Origin of the sequence: Clostridium sp., from assembly GCF_036569345.1 — a bacterium.
Taxonomy (GTDB): Bacteria; Bacillota; Clostridia; order Clostridiales; family Clostridiaceae; genus Clostridium_AD.
Genome location: NZ_DATCQT010000170.1, coordinates 42414 through 61245, shown reverse-complemented (window position 1 = coordinate 61245; position 18832 = coordinate 42414). Strand labels below are relative to the sequence as shown.

The 18832-nt window shown below is 36.5% G+C and carries 19 protein-coding genes and 1 pseudogene; all 20 read left to right on the top strand.

Going from position 1 to position 18832, the window contains the following annotated elements; all coding sequences use genetic code 11:
- The first annotated feature begins 11 nt into the window (after positions 1–11).
- The 20 genes and pseudogenes from VIM70_RS17250 to VIM70_RS17155 all read left to right on the top strand — a co-directional run bounded on the left by VIM70_RS17250 (position 12) and on the right by VIM70_RS17155 (position 18831).
- Positions 12–971, top strand: coding sequence for an L-threonine 3-dehydrogenase (locus tag VIM70_RS17250; RefSeq protein ID WP_331947016.1), 960 nt, complete (start codon positions 12–14; stop codon positions 969–971).
- 305 nt (positions 972–1276) lie between these two features.
- Positions 1277–2596: an APC family permease gene (locus VIM70_RS17245; protein WP_331947015.1), complete on the top strand. Its 1320-nt coding sequence runs from the start codon at positions 1277–1279 to the stop codon at positions 2594–2596.
- Positions 2597–3399: 803 nt separating this feature from the next.
- Positions 3400–4482 (top strand): hypothetical protein, encoded by a 1083-nt coding sequence (locus VIM70_RS17240; RefSeq protein WP_331947033.1) that lies wholly within the window; start codon positions 3400–3402, stop codon positions 4480–4482.
- 4 nt (positions 4483–4486) lie between these two features.
- Positions 4487–4753, top strand: coding sequence for a hypothetical protein (locus VIM70_RS17235; RefSeq protein ID WP_331947014.1), 267 nt, complete (start codon positions 4487–4489; stop codon positions 4751–4753).
- Positions 4754–5113: 360 nt separating this feature from the next.
- A pseudogene (locus tag VIM70_RS17230) lies at positions 5114–5407 on the top strand (BMC domain-containing protein); the annotation flags it as partial.
- 15 nt (positions 5408–5422) lie between these two features.
- On the top strand, positions 5423–5725 hold the full coding sequence (locus VIM70_RS17225) for a BMC domain-containing protein (protein ID WP_331947032.1): 303 nt from the start codon (positions 5423–5425) through the stop codon (positions 5723–5725).
- Positions 5726–5800: 75 nt separating this feature from the next.
- Positions 5801–7291: an aldehyde dehydrogenase family protein gene (locus VIM70_RS17220; RefSeq protein WP_331947013.1), complete on the top strand. Its 1491-nt coding sequence runs from the start codon at positions 5801–5803 to the stop codon at positions 7289–7291.
- Positions 7292–7383: 92 nt separating this feature from the next.
- Positions 7384–9927, top strand: a complete 2544-nt coding sequence (gene cutC, locus VIM70_RS17215) for a choline trimethylamine-lyase (RefSeq protein WP_331947012.1) — start codon at positions 7384–7386, stop codon at positions 9925–9927.
- A gap of 70 nt (positions 9928–9997) precedes the next feature.
- Positions 9998–10948 (top strand): choline TMA-lyase-activating enzyme, encoded by a 951-nt coding sequence (cutD, locus tag VIM70_RS17210; protein WP_331947011.1) that lies wholly within the window; start codon positions 9998–10000, stop codon positions 10946–10948.
- A gap of 43 nt (positions 10949–10991) precedes the next feature.
- Positions 10992–11345 (top strand): BMC domain-containing protein, encoded by a 354-nt coding sequence (locus VIM70_RS17205; protein ID WP_331947010.1) that lies wholly within the window; start codon positions 10992–10994, stop codon positions 11343–11345.
- The gene (locus VIM70_RS17200; RefSeq protein WP_331947009.1) at positions 11342–11824 is read left to right on the top strand and encodes a EutP/PduV family microcompartment system protein; all 483 of its coding nucleotides are present in this window, start codon (positions 11342–11344) and stop codon (positions 11822–11824) included. Before VIM70_RS17205 ends, VIM70_RS17200 begins: the two co-directional genes overlap by 4 nt.
- The gene (locus VIM70_RS17195) at positions 11802–12482 is read left to right on the top strand and encodes an ethanolamine utilization protein (RefSeq protein ID WP_331947008.1); all 681 of its coding nucleotides are present in this window, start codon (positions 11802–11804) and stop codon (positions 12480–12482) included. The genes VIM70_RS17200 and VIM70_RS17195 overlap by 23 nt, the downstream gene beginning before the upstream one ends.
- Positions 12464–13309, top strand: a complete 846-nt coding sequence (gene eutJ, locus VIM70_RS17190) for an ethanolamine utilization protein EutJ (protein WP_331947007.1) — start codon at positions 12464–12466, stop codon at positions 13307–13309. Before VIM70_RS17195 ends, eutJ begins: the two co-directional genes overlap by 19 nt.
- Before the next feature lie 12 nt (positions 13310–13321).
- A complete protein-coding gene (locus VIM70_RS17185) occupies positions 13322–13627 on the top strand; it encodes a BMC domain-containing protein (RefSeq protein WP_331947006.1) in 306 nt (101 codons plus the stop codon).
- Positions 13621–13884: a EutN/CcmL family microcompartment protein gene (locus VIM70_RS17180; protein ID WP_331947005.1), complete on the top strand. Its 264-nt coding sequence runs from the start codon at positions 13621–13623 to the stop codon at positions 13882–13884. Before VIM70_RS17185 ends, VIM70_RS17180 begins: the two co-directional genes overlap by 7 nt.
- 101 nt (positions 13885–13985) lie before the next feature.
- On the top strand, positions 13986–15314 hold the full coding sequence (locus VIM70_RS17175; RefSeq protein WP_331947004.1) for a 4Fe-4S dicluster domain-containing protein: 1329 nt from the start codon (positions 13986–13988) through the stop codon (positions 15312–15314).
- 1 nt (position 15315) lies between these two features.
- Positions 15316–15864: a BMC domain-containing protein gene (locus tag VIM70_RS17170; protein ID WP_331947003.1), complete on the top strand. Its 549-nt coding sequence runs from the start codon at positions 15316–15318 to the stop codon at positions 15862–15864.
- A 37-nt stretch (positions 15865–15901) separates the two neighbouring features.
- Entirely contained in the window at positions 15902–16576 is a 675-nt protein-coding gene (locus VIM70_RS17165; RefSeq protein ID WP_331947002.1) for a cupin domain-containing protein, read from the top strand.
- Between the two features lie 32 nt (positions 16577–16608).
- Positions 16609–17253 (top strand): BMC domain-containing protein, encoded by a 645-nt coding sequence (locus VIM70_RS17160; protein WP_331947001.1) that lies wholly within the window; start codon positions 16609–16611, stop codon positions 17251–17253.
- A 45-nt stretch (positions 17254–17298) separates the two neighbouring features.
- Positions 17299–18831 carry an acetaldehyde dehydrogenase (acetylating) gene (locus VIM70_RS17155; protein WP_331947000.1) on the top strand — a complete coding sequence of 511 codons (1533 nt, stop codon included), beginning with the start codon at positions 17299–17301 and terminating at the stop codon, positions 18829–18831.
- The last annotated feature ends 1 nt before the right edge of the window (position 18832 follow it).

Here is an 18832-nt window from a genome sequence, read left to right as displayed (position 1 = left end):
GGGATATAAAAATGAAAAAGATATTAGTAACTGGTGCCTTAGGACAAATAGGTTCAGAACTCGTAATGAGAATGAGAGAAATTTATGGCAATGATAATGTAATAGCTACAGATCTAAGAAAACCTGAGAATAACATAGTAGTCACTTCAGGACCTTTTGAAATGCTAGATGTAACCGATCATAAAACTATGCTTGAAATTGCTAAAAAATATAAAGTTGATACATTAGTTCATTTAGCAGCTTTATTATCAGCAACAGCTGAAGCAAAACCATTGCTCGCTTGGAATATAAATATGGGTGGACTTGTAAACGCTTTAGAAGTAGCTAGGGAACTTAAATGTAAGTTCTTTACACCAAGTTCTATAGGTGCGTTTGGTCCATCTACTCCTAAGGACAATACTCCCCAAGATACAATTCAAAGACCAACAACAATGTATGGTGTTAATAAAGTAGCTGGAGAATTATTATGTGATTATTATCATACTAAGTTTGGAGTTGATACAAGGGGAGTACGTTTCCCAGGTTTAATTTCTTACAAAGTTCTTCCAGGTGGTGGAACAACTGACTATGCTGTTGATATATATTATGAAGCATTGAAGTCAGGTAAATACACATCATTTATTGGTAAAGGAACAAAAATGGATATGATGTATATGCCAGATGCAATAAATGCAATAATTAATTTGTTAGAAGCTGATGAATCAAAATTAAAACATAGAAATGCATTTAATATTGCAGCTATGAGTTTTGAACCAGAAGAAATAGCTAATGAAATTAAAAAACATATGCCAGGATTTAAAATGGATTATAAAGTAGATCCAATAAGACAAGGGATTGCTAATTCATGGCCTAACTCTATGGATTCTAGTTCTGCTAAAAATGAGTGGGGTTTTAAAGCAGAATATAACTTATCAAAAATGACCACTGATATGCTTGCGCAATTAAGTGCTAAAGGAATTGGCGCTAAGTAATATTTATAAATTAGGTTCATGAAAATAGATATGTTAGTTTTCTTTACTTCTTATTTATTTTCATGGGCCTATAATTTTCTTTTCTCTCTTTATTAACTTACATTTTATAAAAAAAATTCTCAATAAATTTAAATAAATTGATAATTAAATAAATTGATAATTAAATAAATTGATAATTTCAGCGGAATTGTTGAAAACTATTAAATGACGAATAAAGATATTTGAAATTTATAATAATTCGTTCTACAACACTAAATTAATAAAATAACACATTGTAATAAAATTTATTGTGGGAGGAAATTAAAATGGAAAAAAACACATTAAAAAAAGAAATTGGTCTTTTATCAGCAAGTGCAGTTGTTATAGGTATGGTAATAGGTTCAGGGGTGTTCTTTAAACCTACAGCTATTTATACCGCAACAGGAGCACCAGGATTAGGTATGATTGCATGGGTTATAGGAGGATTAATAACTTTAGCTGGTGGACTTACAGCAGCCGAAGTGGCAGCTGCAATACCTAAAACTGGTGGAATGATAGCTTGGCTCGAGGAAACTTATGGTGAGATGTGGAGTTTCCTATTAGGTTGGGTTGAGACAGTGATATCTTTTCCTGCTAATATAGCAGCACTAGCAATAATATTTGCGACACAAGCTGTTTCATTGCTAGGCTTAGGGGATGGAATGTTGGTTACAATTGCTATAATAAGTATTATATTTTTAATAACGATGAATTGTTTAGGTGCAAAAGTTGGTGGAAATATTCAAACTGTATTTACAATAGGAAAAATGGTTCCTATATTTGCAATTATTGTGTTTGGACTTATTAATGGTCATGGCGGAGTAGTAAGGTTATTTCCAATATCAGCTGCGGGCCATCCGATAGCTACAAGTCTGGGATCCGCACTACTAGCTACTATGTTTGCTTATGATGGTTGGATACATCTTGGAAATATATCAGGGGAATTAAAAAATCCGAAAAAAGATTTGCCAAGAGCGATTATTGGTGGACTGCTTATTGTTATGGCTGTCTACATACTAATTAACATGGCGTTTTTATTCGTATTGCCAGCTTCTGTACTTGCAGTAACAAAAACACCAGCTACAGATGTAGCAACAGTACTATTTGGAGCAGTTGGTGGAAAAGTTATTACTGTTGGAATTTTGGTATCCATATTCGGAACTTTAAATGGAAATATACTAACAGGTATGAGGGTACCATATGCTATGGCACTAGAAAATAAATTGCCTGGAAGCAAATATCTTTCAAAATTAAATCCTAAAACTAGTACTCCAATCTACTGTGGTGTATTAATTGGAGTTATTGCAATAATAATGACAATGCTCGGAAATTTCAATCAGTTAACAGATTTATTAGTTTTTGTACTTTGGATTTTTTATACAATGACATTTGTTGCAGTAATTATTCTTAGAAAAAAGAGACCAGATCTTATTAGACCTTATAAAGTTCCTTTATATCCTATAATTCCTATTATAGCCATTGTGGGTGGACTTTATATAATAATAAATACAATGATTACTCAACCAATGAATGCAGGACTAGGTCTTTTGCTTACAGTAATAGGATTACCTATATATTTTATAAGAAAAAATAAAGTTATAAAATAAATTACTTTAAATCTCCTTAAAGAATACAAGTCATAAGAGAAAGTAAGCCCCTCAACTAATAATTAATTAGTTGAGGGGTTTCTTATGCAATAAGTTAGTGCTATATATTTATTAATTATGATATAACCAGCAGAATTACTGAAGAAGTAAAAAAATTAAATGAAGTATAAAAAGCAAAAAAGTATAGATTTAAAACACCTAATTTCAAATAAAAATGAAATTAGGTGTTTTTTTATGGGACAGTGATTATTCTCACACAGTTAATAGGTAACATCTACTCGATTTCAACTAGTTGGGCGTATACAAAATATGGATGTACATCAAAACCAATGAATAACAAGAAATTGACTTGTAATGGTTGATTAAAAAATAATGTTTTTATACTAATAGTGCAATAAAATAACGATAGTACAAAAAACTCAAAAAACTGGCGGATTTAATGCAGTAAACTATCGCAATTTATGCCATGAAAGAATATCTTATTCAGTTATTATTAACATAGGGTGAAATAGTGGTTCCAAGTAGCAGCATATTGTTAATGAAAACGTTTCGTAATGTCTTGTTCGATAAAATTAAATTTAAAGGGAATTATAGTTGCATAAAATTTTGCAAAGAAATTTCTAATGAATATGTGATGGAAAAAGGAGGCGGAAGATAGTAAGGAACTTAGAGCCATTATTAAATACGTAGGTAAGATGAATTGTAGATCAATAAATATTGGAATTGTTCATAACTTTAAAATCTTAAGCGGCCTTCTTGATACACCAGAAGGAGAAAACAACAAAAATATTGGAGGTAATATTATGTCAGAAGTAGTAGTTAATACGACTGCAGTCGTTGCTAAAAAAAAGTTATTATCAGGATTTTTTAGAAAAGGAGTTGCAATTGGTTTATTCTCAGGATTTTCATATGGATTATTCTCAGCATTTTTGGCATTGGCTATGACAAAGGGAGTTTGGAGCGATTGGTTTGGTGCAAATAAAACTGGTTTATCTGCATTTGCTGTTGTATATGTGCTTGGTGCACTTGGATGTGGCGTAAATGATACTTTAAGTGCAGTTTGGGCATTAGTTATGGCAGGCATTAGGGGTAAACTTGGAGATTTCTTTAGAACTCTTAATACTAAACCGGGCCGCATGATTATGTTAGCTGCACTTATGGGAGGCCCTATTGCCAATTCAGCTTATGTTATTGGTCTTGCATCAGCTGGTTCAATTATTGTTCCAATTTCTGCCCTTTGCCCAGCTATTGGCGCTATTTTAGGCAGAGTTTTATATAAACAAGCATTAACAAAACGTATGATTTTAGGTATTGTTATCTGCGTTTCTGCAAGTGCTATTATTGGTATCTCAAGTATTACTGGAGGTGCACAAAAAGGTGCAGTGATAGGTATTATTGCTGCTATTATAGCTGCTGTTGGCTGGGGTATTGAGGGCTGTATAGCTGGTTATAGTACATCAATGGTAGATTCAGAGATTGGTATTGCTATTCGTCAGACAACATCAGGCCTTACAAATTTAATTATATTTATTCCTCTCATAGCTATTATAGGAGGCAATGGAGGTCTTTCATTCCATGTTATTGGTCAAGCATTTACAAGCGGTCCTGCTATGATTTGGTTTACTGTTAGTGGTCTTTGTGCTTATCTTTCATATATGACTTGGTATAAGGGTTCTAGTATGACTGGTGTTGCGCTTGGTATGGCAACCAATGGCACTTACTCTTTCTTCGGACCGTTCTGCTGCTGGATAATACTTGGTGTGGGTTTCGGGATAAAAGGTTGGACACTCTCTCCTATATCTTGGGCTTGTGCTGTGTTAATGGCAATTGGTATTTTGATAATCGCAATGAATCCAATGGATTTATTTAAAAAAAGGGAGGCGTAATTGTATGAAACCACTTAATTATGCTATTTTAAAACATTTTACAAAAATTAAAGGAGCATGTGCAGACGACGTTATTGAAGCTTTAAAAGGTCAATATGGTAACTTCAAAGCTTTTAATAAAAACGGTGTTATCTCAGCTTTAATGACAGCTGAAGCGAATGGCCTTCTTGAAGAAAAAAGTTGTGATATGGATAAGTCAGGTAATTTAAGAATTTACTATCATGCAAATGATGAAGGCGCAGCTACAATTAATAAGTACATTAAGGATTAATGATTTGAGTTATTATATGAATTATATGAGTTAAGATAATGCCAATTTTTGCGGAGTATCTTATAATATCTTGATTAAAAAACAGAATTTAATGCTATTAGTGCAAGAAAGTAACGATAGTACAAAAGTTTTAAAAACTGATGGATATAATGCGGTAGAATAGCACACTTTATGCCATGAAAAACCGTCTTGTTCAGTTATTATTAAGATAAAGTGAAATATTAATTCGAGGCGGTAATAATTATTACCGAAAACGTTTTACAATGTATTGTTTATTAAGTTAAATTATAAGAAAATCAAGACCATTAATAAGTATGTGTAAAAAAATACGCAAAAACAACATTTAAGGGGGAATATGTAGTGAGGTATTATGGAGAAGAATCATTAGGCCTTATTGAAACATTAGGGATGGTACCTGCAATTGAGGGTGCAGATAAAATGCTGAAAGCTGCTAATGTTGAATTAGTAGCATATGAGAATATAGGTTCCACTCTTGTTACAATTATGGTAAAGGGTGATGTTGCTGCTGTTAAGGCGTCTGTGGAAGCAGGAGCTGCTGCTGCCGAAGCGATAGGTACATTAACAGCACAAAATGTTATGCCAAGACCGATTAAAGATATTGGAAGCATTGTTTCAGTATATGACATTGATACAAAGGAAGCATTACCGGTGAGCACATATAAAGCTTTAGGTTTAATAGAAACATTTGGCATAGTTTTTGTTTTAGAGGCTGCAGATGCAATGTGTAAAGCTGCAAATGTTGAATTGATTGGTTTCGAAAATGTAGCTTCTGGCTATATTTCCGTGTTGGTTCGTGGAGATGTAGGAGCCTGCAAATCTGCTGTAGATACTGGCGTAAAAGCTGTATTAGATATGGGTGCTGAAGTCTATAGCTCAGTTGTTATTGCAAGTCCACATCAAGACCTTGAAAAAATTATTGCACTTTATTCACTTGAAACTTTGAATGCTTAATGTGTGGCTGACAAGAAATTCAAAAACTAAAAAAGTACAACACTTAGTTAATGAAAGTGAAAAGGAGAGTCAGAAATGAATATTATTGACAATGATTTGCTCTCCATCCAAGAATCTAGAATTCTTGCCGAAAATGCTAGTGAAGCACAAAAACTACTAGCGAGTTTTCCACAAGAAAAATTGGATGAAATTGTTGAACGTATTGCTGAAGAAATTGGAAAGTATGCATGTGAACTTGCCATGATGTCCAGAGAGGAAACTGATTATGGTAAATGGCAAGATAAGCTTATCAAAAATCGATTTGCTTGTGAGTATTTGCCAATTAAACTTAGAGGAATGCGTTGCGTTGGTATTATTGATGAGGACAGGCAAAGCAAAACGATGGATGTAGGTGTACCTAGGGGTGTGATTATTGCATTATGTCCAGCAACCAGTCCTGTTTCTACCACCATCTACAAGGCTTTAATTGCAATTAAGTCTGGCAATGCGATTATATTTTCTCCACATCCTAGGGCGAAGAAGACAATTTGCAAGGCACTTGACATTATGATTCGAGCAGCAGATGGATATGGATTGCCAGTAGGGGCCCTTGCATATTTACACACTGTGACACCTACTGGAACAAAAGAGTTAATGAATCATAAAGCAACATCCTTGATTATGATCACAGGAGTACCAGGAATGCTTAAAACAGCATATAAGTCTGGAAAACCTGTCATTTATGGAGGAACGGGCAATGGACCGGCATTTATTGAACGCACAGCTGACGTAAAGCAGGCAGTGAGAGACATTGTTACTAGTAAGACATTTGATAACGGAATAGTATCAGGTGCGGAACAATCTATTGTTGTAGACAGTTGCATTGCAGCTGATGTAAAACGTGAGTTGAAAAATAATGGTGCTTATTTTATGACAGATGAAGAGGCACAAAAACTTGGTTCTCTCTTTTTCCGTTCTGATGGGAGTTTGGACCCAGAAATGGTCGGTAAATCAGCACAAGAATTAGCTATGAGAGCAGGTTTTCCTGTTCTAAATAGTGTAACATTGCTGATTTCCGAGCAGAAATATGTTTCCGAGACTAATCCTTATTCGAAAGAAAAACTTTGCCCAGTTCTGGCTTATTACATCGAAGACGATTGGATGCATGCTTGTGAAAAGTGCATTGAGCTGCTATTAAGTGAGAAGCACGGACACACCCTTGTTATACATTCAAAAAACGAAGAGGTTATTCGCCAGTTTGCATTAAAAAAACCAGTGGGTAGGGTACTTGTTAATACACCGGCTTCGCTTGGAAGCATGGGTGTTACAACTAATTTATTCCCTGCTATGACTCTAGGTAGCGGATCGGCAGGGCTAGGTATGACCTCCGATAATGTTTCACCAATGAATCTTATTTATATACGAAAAGTAGGATATGGTGTGCGCAAGATAGAGGATATTATTAATGGAAAGTTGATAGAGGAGAAAATCCCTCTGCAAAATGTGGAAAAGCCAGAGGAAAATAATTTAGGGGATATACAGATGTTGCAGAATATTTTGAAAAAAGCCCTTAAAGAGATTAAATAGTGGTGTAGTTGCATTTTGAGAATGATGAATTTAAATGAAGATTATAAAAAATAAAAGTAAATTAATTAATAAAAAAAGTGGGAGGTAAAGATATGGATATTCGTGAATTTACAAATAAATTTGCAGAAGCTACTAAAAATATGTCTGCTGAAGAACGATCATCTTTAATGAAAATGTTTGAAGGTGTTTCGAAAGAAATTACAAAAGGTGAATCATCGGCAAGTTATGTGGCATCTAGCGACAATGATGGAAAAGTTCCAAATGGTATTACAGAACGTTTGAAGAGATTGAAAGATAGTTATTTACAATGGAAGCCTACTATCACAACGTATCGTGCTCGTGCAATTACTAAGATTGCAAAGGAAAATCCTGGAATACCTAAAAGTATATTCCGTGGTAAAAGCTTTAAATATTGCTGTGAGACAGCACCTTTATTAATTCAAGATGATGAACTGATTGTAGGAGCTCCTTGTGGTGCACCTCGTGCTGGAGCTTGTTCTCCTGATATTGCATGGAGATGGATGGAAGATGAAATTGATACCATTGGAACACGTCCGCAAGATCCGTTTTATATCTCTGACGAAGATAAAAAATTTATGCGTGAAGAACTTTTCCCATTCTGGAAAGGAAAATCCATTGATGAATACTGTGAAGATCAGTTTCGCGAAGCAGGTGTTTGGGAAATTTCCGGCGAATCTTTTGTTTCAGATTGTTCTTACCATGCAGTCAACGGTGGTGGAGATTCAAACCCTGGATATGATGTAATCCTTATGAAGAAGGGAATGCTTGATATTCAACAAGAAGCAAAAGATCATTTGGAAAAGCTAAATTACGAAAATCCCGATGATATTGAAAAAATTTATTACTATAAATCAGTTATTGATACTACCGAAGGCGTAATGATTTATGCTAAGCGTTTATCTGATTATGCTGCGCAACTAGCTGCTAAGGAAATGAACCCTAAGCGTAAGGAAGAATTATTGAAGATTTCCGAAATTAATGCAAGGGTTCCTGCACATAAACCTCGTACTTTCTGGGAAGCAATTCAGTCCGTTTGGACTATTGAATCTCTCTTGGTAGTTGAAGAGAATCAAACTGGTATGTCTATCGGTCGTGTTGATCAATATATGTATCCATTCTACAAGGCAGATATAGAGCAAGGTCGTATGAATGAGTTTGAAGCATTTGAACTAGCTGGAAGTATGCTAATTAAAATGTCTGAGATGATGTGGATTACAAGTGAAGGTGGTTCTAAGTTCTTTGCAGGTTATCAGCCATTTATCAATATGTGCGTTGGCGGTGTTACTCGTGATGGTCTTGATGCAACAAATGATCTTACTTACCTACTGATGGATGCTGTTCGTCATGTTAAAATTTATCAGCCATCTTTAGCCACACGTATTCACAACAAGTCACCTAAGAAGTATTTGAAGAAAATTGTTGATGTAGTTCGTGCAGGTATGGGATTCCCAGCTTGTCATTTTGATGATCCACATATTAAGATGATGCTTTCGAAAGGTGTTTCAATAGAAGATGCCAGGGATTATTGCTTAATGGGTTGTGTTGAACCTCAGAAGGCAGGTCGTCTGTATCAGTGGACTTCAACTGCTTATACCCAGTGGCCTATCTGTATTGAATTGGTTTTGAACCACGGTGTTCCACTATGGTACAAAAAACAGGTTTGCCCTGATCTAGGAGATATAAGCCAATATAAAACTTATGAAGAGTTTGATAATGCTGTTAAGGAACAAATCAAATATATTACTAAGTTGAGTAGTATTGCTACAGTTATCACTCAGCGTGTCCACAGAGAATTGGCTCCAAAACCTCTGATGTCCATTATGTATGAGGGAACCATGGAGAGCGGCAGAGATGTTTCTGCCGGTGGTGCTATGTACAACTTCGGACCTGGTGTTGTGTGGTCAGGACTAGCTACTTATACAGACTCTATGGCTGCTATTAAGAAGTTAGTATTCGATGATAAGAAGTATACGCTGCAACAACTAAATGAAGCATTGAAAGCTGAATTTGTAGGATATGAGCAGGTTAGAAGTGATTGCTTGAAAGCTCCTAAGTACGGTAATGATGATGATTATGCAGATTTAATTGCTGCAGATTTGATTAACTTCACAGAGAGGGAGCACCGTTGCTACAAGACTCTTTATTCTGTCCTAAGCCATGGTACGTTGTCTATATCAAACAATACCCCATTTGGTCAGTTGCTTGGTGCGTCTGCTAACGGGCGTAAGGCGTGGACACCATTATCCGATGGTATCAGTCCTACTCAAGGAGCAGATACTAAGGGACCAACTGCTATTATCAAATCTGTTTCCAAGATGTCTTGTGACAGTATGAATATAGGAATGGTTCATAACTTTAAACTTATGGCGGGCCTACTAGATACACCAGAAGGCGAAGAAGGTATTCTTACATTACTACGTACCGCTTCCATTTTTGGAAATGGACAGATGCAGTTTAATTATCTGGATAATGAAACCTTGCTTGCAGCACAGAAACATCCGGAAGATTATCGTGATCTGATAGTTCGAGTAGCAGGTTACAGTGCATTCTTCGTTGAATTATGTAAGGATGTTCAAGATGAGATTATCAGTAGAACTATGCTAACACATTTTTAAAATGGAATTCCATTGACTTTAAATTATATATTTGGATAGCAAAAATGAATCAAACGGGAGATTAGATATTATGAGCAATGCGAATGTAGCTATTATTGAAAGAAAAGCACTCATTTTCAATGTGCAAAAATACAATATGTATGATGGTCCGGGAGTAAGGACACTGGTATTCTTTAAAGGATGCCCATTGCGTTGCAAGTGGTGTGCGAATCCTGAAGGAATGGAACGAAAATATCAAGTAATGTTTAAAAGAGACTCTTGTATTGATTGTGGTGCCTGTGTGTCTGTTTGCCCGGTTGGAAAACATACTATTTCGAAAGAGCTGAAACATGAGGTAGTGCATAGCATTGATTGTATAGGTTGCCGTAAGTGTGAGGATGTTTGTCCTGAGTCTGCAATATCTATTGTGGGGGAGGTAAAAACTATTTCTCAGCTTATGGAAATTATCGAAGAGGACGTTAGTTTTTATGATGTGTCAGGTGGAGGTGTTACTTTAGGCGGAGGAGAGGTATTGATGCAACCAGAATTCGCTGCAAACTTGCTTATGGTATGTAAGCAAGAAGGAATTAATACCGCCATTGAAACTTGTGGTTATGCAAAACTGGAAGCGATACTTCAGGTTGCAGAGTTCACAGATTTATTTCTATTTGATATAAAGCACATTGATCCTGAACGCCACTATAAGCTTACTGGAGTACACAATGAAAGGATTCTGGAAAATTTAAAGGAACTTCTTCATCGTAGGTATAACGTGAAGGTGAGAATGCCCCTTTTAAAAGGGATAAATGATAATCAGGATGAGATTGATAGAGTAATTGCATTTTTAATGCCTTTCCGTGATTATAAAAACTTTAAAGGTATAGATTTACTTCCTTATCATAAATTGGGCGTAAATAAGTATACACAGTTAGGAATAGAGTATCCAATACAGGGAGATCCAAGCTTAAACAGCGATGAACTTAATATGATTGAGAGCTGGATTAAAAAGTATGATTTTCCAGTTAAGGTTATCAAACACTGATAAACGATTGTTAGAATAGAAAATAGATTGAGAGGTAACTTTTATGGGAACAGTTGGTGAAAAAGCTATACAACGTGTCATAGAAGAATCAGTTCCAGGGAAGCAGGTTACAATCGCTCATGTTATTGCCTCACCAATGCCGGATATATATGAACGTTTGGGGTTAGACGATAAAGGGTCAATTGGAATTTTGACTATAACACCGTTCGAAGCCGCTATAATTGCAGCTGATGTTGCAACAAAGGCTGCGGATGTTGAAATTGGATTTCTGGATCGGTTTACAGGGTCTGTAATTATCACCGGTGATGTGCAGAGCGTTGAAACAGCACTTAGTGCGGTAAATGATACATTGAAAAATTTGTTGGACTTTACGACAGCTCCTATTACAAGAACATGAGAAAGAAACGAATAATGGTGATAGGACCGACAAATTGTGGGAAGACTTCATTGGTTAACTCGCTTAATGATTATGATGGACCACTTAGGAAGACACAGGATATTATTTATGTAAAGAATACTATAGATACTCCAGGTTCTTATATTGAAAACGCATGGATGTACAAACATTTAATTGCAACCGCACAGGATGCATCACATGTTTTGATTTTAATTGATCAGTCAAGATGTGCGAGTGTTTATTCGCCTGGTTTCGCCAAAGTGTTTAAATGTCCTGTAATTGGTGTAATAACCAAAATTGATTTAATGGCGGAAAATGAGAATTTGTGTATCCAACAATTGAAGGAGATAGGAGTACCTAAGCCATATTTTAAGATTAGTATTGCGAGTGGTATAGGCATAGAAGCTTTAAAAGAATATTTATTTACTTTTGAAAAAAAAGTAAAGGGGGACTTAGATGAAATTTATAACCGAAAATGATTTACGGGATTTCAATAAAATAGAACCTTTTACAACTTATGAATTAGAACCGGGAGCAAGACTTACACCTGGAGCACGTCAGTTTCTAATGGATAGGGGAATCAATATGAATGATACTGATCCTAATACAAAAAAAAATAATGCAAATGTAAAGCAGACATCAGTACAACTTGAGAGAAAGAATAATTGGAAAAAGAAAAAACTTCGTAGCAAGATGAAATCAACGGAGACATTGTTCCTTCAATCTTATGAAGAACTTTTGGGTGGGGATGTTTCTCTTGCACAGAGCATTATTAATTTAGGCAAACAGTTCGTAAACATTAAAAATGAAGTAGAGGGTAAAGGCTCAGTTGAAAACCTTAGCTGTACGGAATGCACAGGGATTAATGAGAAAAATTTTTCAGATGATTTGGATGATTGCTTTGAAATCACAGAGTTGCATATGCAACTTAAAAATGGAAGGAAAATCATAATTTTGCATAGGTTACGTTCTGATCTTCGTGAAATTGAGCCAGCTGTTTTAGAATTATATGAGGGCAGTGAAAATGAGAATGAGTTGTGCACAGAAGTTATCGGAAAGGTTAATCAGATTGTTAATACCTTGTCCCAAATGATTTGTTCGGTTTTAGGAGGTAAAGAATGCCAGAGAAAAAGTTGAATTTTGAATACTGTGATCAGCTTGTCCGGGATTTTGAATATGTAGTGGAACATCCTATTGCTTCTAAATCTTCTGTTTACTATACAGGAGTTGATTTAGGTACTGCATGTGTTGTTTTAGCAGTTTTGGATGAAAACTATAAACCGGTGGCAGGTGCTTACCGTTATGCAGATGTAGTTCGAGATGGTATGGTTGTCGATTATATGGGTGCAATTAAAATTGTTAGAGAGCTAAAGCAGGAAATTGAAGAGAAAATGGGTACAGAATTGATTTATGCAGCAGCTGCTATTCCGCCAGGGACGGATGCTTTGGATTCAGGAGCAGTAAAAAATGTGGTTCAGGCTGCTGGGTTTGAAGTGACAAATGTGCTTGATGAATCTACGGCTGCAAATAAAGTCCTCAAAATTCAGGATGGTGTTGTTGTGGATGTTGGCGGTGGAACAACCGGTATTTCGATTCTAAAGGATGGAGAAGTTGTTTACGTTGCGGATGAACCAACAGGAGGTACACATTTTTCATTGGTTGTTTCAGGTGCATATAAAATGTCTTTTGCAGATGGAGAATTGTTTAAGCGCGATCCTCAAAATCACAAAGAACTGTTACCAGTACTTAAGCCGGTAGTTGAAAAAATTGCATCTATTATTAATCAGCATATCAAAGGTTATGATGTAGATGAAATATGTTTAGTAGGCGGAACATGCTGCCTAACCGGTATTGAAAAAATTATAGAGAAACAGACAGGTGTTTTCACTCATAAGCCACAAAATCCTATGTTTGTAACCCCTTTGGGAATAGCACTTAGTTGCACGCAGACAAGTATATGGTAGGAGGAATTTGGTATGGAGTTTAGAATTATTAAATCCCCTACGCAGGGTACAGTAGATATTCTTATGCGGCGCATGGGGACGGGAGTTGACACAAATAAGATTTGTGTTGATGCGGTTGGTCTTGTGCAAGGTAGAATGATAGATATGATTTGCGCAGCGGATATTGCTGAAAAGGCAGTTGGTGTCACAGTAGAAGATATTAGAGGAAGCTGTCCACAGAATATGATAATGATTGCGATTTTTGGCGATACTTCATCTGTTGAATCCGCAATTGAAGAGATTAAATGTAAGCTGGAAAAGAGGAAAGATCTATGTTAACAGCAAGACTAATTGATAATGTGTGGGCAACAAGAAAAGCAGAATCACTTAATGGACTAAAGTTTATGTTAGCGGAAGTAATTGGTGGTAGCAGTGCCGGCCAGCGTTTGATTGTTGTAGATATCATAAGTGCTGGTATTGGAGATAGAGTTATTGTCAGCACGGGATCATCGGCTCGTCGAATGTTAGGTGATGATGATATCCCAGTTGATGCGGTTGTTGTTGGAATAATTGATGAAGATTGCGAGTTCGGATAAATTCATTAGGCAAAATAATAATAATTGTTTTGCGCTGGAGTACAGAAGAGATAGAAATTAATAATTCTTATGTGCCCCAGAGAACGACAGGAGGGGTAAGAATGAGTCTTCTTGATATGGTGAGAGAAGCCGGTGTTATTGGTGCAGGGGGTGCAGGGTTTCCTACCCATGTTAAACTAGCATCAAAGTCGGAATATATACTTCTTAACGGAGCTGAATGTGAACCGCTTTTGCGAGTAGATCAACAGTTGATGGAGTTGTTTCCAGATGAAGTGATTAAAGGATTTGAAGCAGCCGGAAAGTTAGTTGGCGCAAAAAAAGCGCTTATAGGTATAAAGGATAAGCATAAAGAAGTAATTTCTATTTTGCGAGAGAGAATTAAGAAGCTGCAAGTAGGCGATTTCATTGAGGTTAAAGAGCTTTCGGATGTTTACCCAGCAGGTGATGAACAAGTTTTGGTTTATGAAATGACTGGAAGAATTGTTCCAGAAATGGGTATCCCAATTCAAGTTGGATGTGTAGTAGTCAATACAGAAACGGCATTAAATATATACCACGCTTCTATGGGAGAACCAGTTACAGAAAAATACATCACAGTTGCAGGAGATATACCTAAAAGATTGACCGTAAAGGTGCCAGTTGGCACACCTATTATAGATGTTCTTAAGCTGAGTGGTGTAGAAAATTTTGATGATTATTCAGTTATTGATGGTGGTCCAATGATGGGACCTGTAATGAGTAATTTAGATGGATATGTAACAAAGAAGAATAAAGGATTTGTAATTTTGAAAAAAAATCACTTTCTAATTCGTAAAAAATCTATGAATTTAGAACAGGCAAGAAGAGTGAATAGGGCTTCTTGTGAGCAGTGCCGTATGTGTACGGATATGTGTCCTCGTTACCTTCTTGGACATAATGTTCAACCGCATAAGATGATGAGAGCTTTAAACTATGCATTAACTGATGTTGAAGGGCAGAAGGTTTCACAACTATGTTGCCAGTGTAATTTATGTGAATTGTTCTCATGTCCGGTGGGATTATATCCGAAATCTGCAAATCTATATTTTAAAGAAAAATTGGCTCAGCAGAATATAAAATATAAGCCGATGCAGTCAGAATATGCTTCTCGCAAAAGCCGTGAGTATCGTTTGGTTCCAAGCAAGCGTCTTGTTGCTAGACTAGGTTTACATGATTTTGACAAGAAAGCTCCTATGACTGAAGTTGAAATTAAACCTGAATTTGTGCATATTGCAACAAGGCAGCATGTAGGGGCACCTGCAGTTCCCGTTGTATCTGCTTTTGATCATGTACAGCTAGGACAGCTAATCGGAAAAATTCCTGAAGGTAGTTTGGGTGCTGCTATTCATGCAAGCATTTCAGGAACAGTTGTGGAAAGTGGAAATGATTTTATTACGATAAGGAGGGACTGATATGTCGAAAGCAATAGGAATGGTTGAGTTTACAAGTATTGCACGAGGTATATATGCAGCAGATCAGATGTTAAAAATTTCTGATGTCGAAGTAGTCACAGCTAGTTCTGTTTGTCCTGGCAAGTATATAGTTATTGTTGAGGGAGATGTTGCATCAGTTCAAGATTCAGTAGGTATTGGTGAGCGGCTAGCAGAAGAATTTTTGGTTGATTCTATTATTATACCAAATGTCAGTCCTTTAGTATTCCCAGCAATTACAGGTGCGACGATGCCAGATGAAATTCAAGCACTAGGAATTATGGAGTCCTTCTCCTTGGCAACGATGGTTATCGCGGCGGACGCAATCCTGAAAGCTGCAGAATTGCAACCTATAGAGCTTCGCTTAGGCAATGGATTAGGCGGTAAGTCATTCTTTACTTTCACCGGCGATGTGGCTGCAGTTGAAACCGGTGTTGAAACAGGAAAGGCTATTGCAAAAGAAAAAGGTCTGTTAGTAAATGCAGAGGTTATACCTTCGCCGTCCGACAGATTGATGTCATCTTTGTTCTAATATATAAGAACTTATATTTATGAAAGGATGTGAAGGAATGAAAAAATTAATTTGTGTAAAAGATGTTGAAGATGTTGAAAAGCAAGGACAAAAAGTATTTTATATTGATAGTGATACAATTATCACTCCGTCAGCTAAAGATGCAGCGAGAGCTTTTGGAATGGAGTTTTCTAATGAAGCCCATGCCATTGAGGTAAAGAATTCCGAAACTAATGTATGTGAGGTTAAGAATGAAGGAAAAACTTCTGAGCCGTCAAAAGCTAGTGAGGGTGAAGTTGACACAGATATGATTTATAAGGTATTCAAGGCAATGATGGATAAAGGACTTTTAAATGGAATGTTTGATTCTTCTCCTGCAAAGCCATATATTGCTGAGGTTGATTGTAGTGGACTTAAGGTAGTTCGTGGTAATTCAGTAAAGATGGATATTTTGGATACTGGAAATCCTAACGACAAAGTATTTTATCAGGAAATTATAAATGCAGATGATGGTTGCTCAATGAATGCAGGAGTTATTACAATTGAAGGTTGTACCTTTGACTGGGAAACCACTTGCCAAGAGCTTTACCATGTTGTGGAAGGCACACTTATAGTAACCGTGAACGGAAAGATTTATACTGCACATCCGGGTGACTCAGTATTCTTCCCTAAGGGAGCTAAATTAGCATTTGGTTCACCTGACAAGATGAAAGCATTCTATGCTACATATTAGAACGCTTGAATAAAGTTAAGGAGGAGTAGGAAATGCAGGCACTTGGGTTAATTGAAACAATAGGACTCGTTGTAGCTATTGAGAGTGCAGATGCAATGCTCAAGGCAGCAGATGTGAATATCGTGGAAAAGACATATGTAGGCGGAGGTCTTGTTATGATCGCTGTAACAGGTGATGTGGCTGCGGTGAAAGCTGCTGTAGAGGCTGGTGGAGCGGCAGTTAGAAGAATAAATAACGCACTTCTGGTCTCTGAGCATGTGATACCTCATCCACATGAGAACTTGGATAACGTGATTATATCAGCAACACCTCTGAAAAATGAAGAAATATTAATTGCTCAGTCAGCAAAAACTGAATCTAAAGTGGAATCTGAAGTTGAAATAATTGAGGAAGAAACTAAAGATGTTTCGGTTGAAGTTGAAATAGTAGCTGAGGTAAAAACAGCTACACCTTTGCAAATGGATTTGAGCCAGATACCTAATAAGGAAGATGTAGATAAGATGGTACTAGAGTTCGGTTTGGAAGAGTCTATTGAGATTTTGAGTAAGTTTAAAGTGATAGAGCTTCGAAATCTAGCTCGTGATTATAAGAATTTTGGAATCGCGGGAAGGTCAGTCTCAAAGGCTAACAAGAGACTGTTGCTTACAAAATTCAAAGAATATTACGGAAATAATTAAAGTATTATAAAAATTTTATGAGAAAATGAATGGAGGAATCACAAGATGGAGAATTTTGATAAAGATTTACGCTCTGTACAAGAAGCAAGAAATCTTGCACGCTTGGGAAAAATTGCGACAGACCAATTTGCAGATTATACTGAAGAACAGGTAAATAGGATTTTGTGCAATATGGTTAGAGTAGCAGAAGAAAATGTGGTTTGTCTAGCAAAGATGGCCGTGGAAGAAACTGGTTTTGGAAAAGTTGAGGATAAGGCTTATAAAAACCATATGGCTTCTACTATTGTGTATAATGCAATAAAAGATATGAAGACTATTGGTGTGATTAGTGAAAATGCGGCTGAGAGGGTAACTGATATTGCAGAACCAGTTGGTTTGATTATGGGTATTGTCCCATCGACTAATCCAACATCAACTGCTATTTACAAATCAATAATTGCAATTAAATCACGTAATGCAATTATATTTTCACCACATCCAGCTGCATTAAAATGTACATTGAAGGCAGTAAACCTTATGAATGATGCAGCAGTAGCGGCAGGAGCTCCTGCCAATATTATTAGCTGTCTTAAAACTTTATCTATAGGAGCTACAAATGAGTTAATGAAATGCAAAGAGGTTTCTATGATTATTGCAACTGGAGGCCCAGGAATGGTAAAAGCCGCTTATAGTTCAGGCAAGCCTGCATTGGGTGTTGGTGCTGGTAACTCTCCTGCTTTTATTGAGAGAACTGCTAATGTTAAACAAGCGGTCACAAATATTATTTCAAGTAAGACTTTTGACTATGGTACAATTTGTGCATCAGAACAGTCTATTATAGTTGAAGAATGCAACCACGATCAGGTAGTAGCTGAATTCAAGAACCAGGGTGGCTATTTTATGACACCAGAAGAAACTTCAAAAGTTTGTGCTTTACTATTTAGAAATGGTGGGCATAGTATGAGTGCTAAGTTTGTAGGAAGATCTCCTCAGGTAATTGCAACTGCTTCAGGTATTTCGATTCCAGAAGGAACGAAGGTTCTGATAGGTAAGCAGGAAGGCGTTGGTGATGCTTATCCACTATCATACGAAAAACTGACAACAGTACTCGCTTTTTATACAGCAAAAGATTGGCATGAGGCATGTGACCTCAGCATTAAACTGCTTCAAAATGGTATTGGACACACTATGAGTATTCATACTGAAGATAGAGATATGGTAATGAAATTCGCTAAAAAGCCGGCATCTCGTATTTTGGTTAATACCGGTGGAACTCAAGGTGGTACTGGTTTAAGTACAGGACTTTTACCTGCATTTACATTAGGTTGTGGTACATGGGGAGGAAGTTCTGTTTCTGAAAATGTTGGTCCAATGCATTTGATTAATATAAAGAGAGTCGCATATGGCATTAAGGATTGCAGTACATTAGCTTCTGCTGATTCTGCTTTCAACCATCCTGAACTCTCAGGAAATTGTGAAGTTCAAAAGGGCGTGGGATGCAGTGTTACAAGCAATTCATCTAAGGATGGTTGCACTGAGAATGAAAAGCTTTTGAAATTAGTAAGTGAACTAGTAGAAGCAATGAAGGGAGCTAACTAAA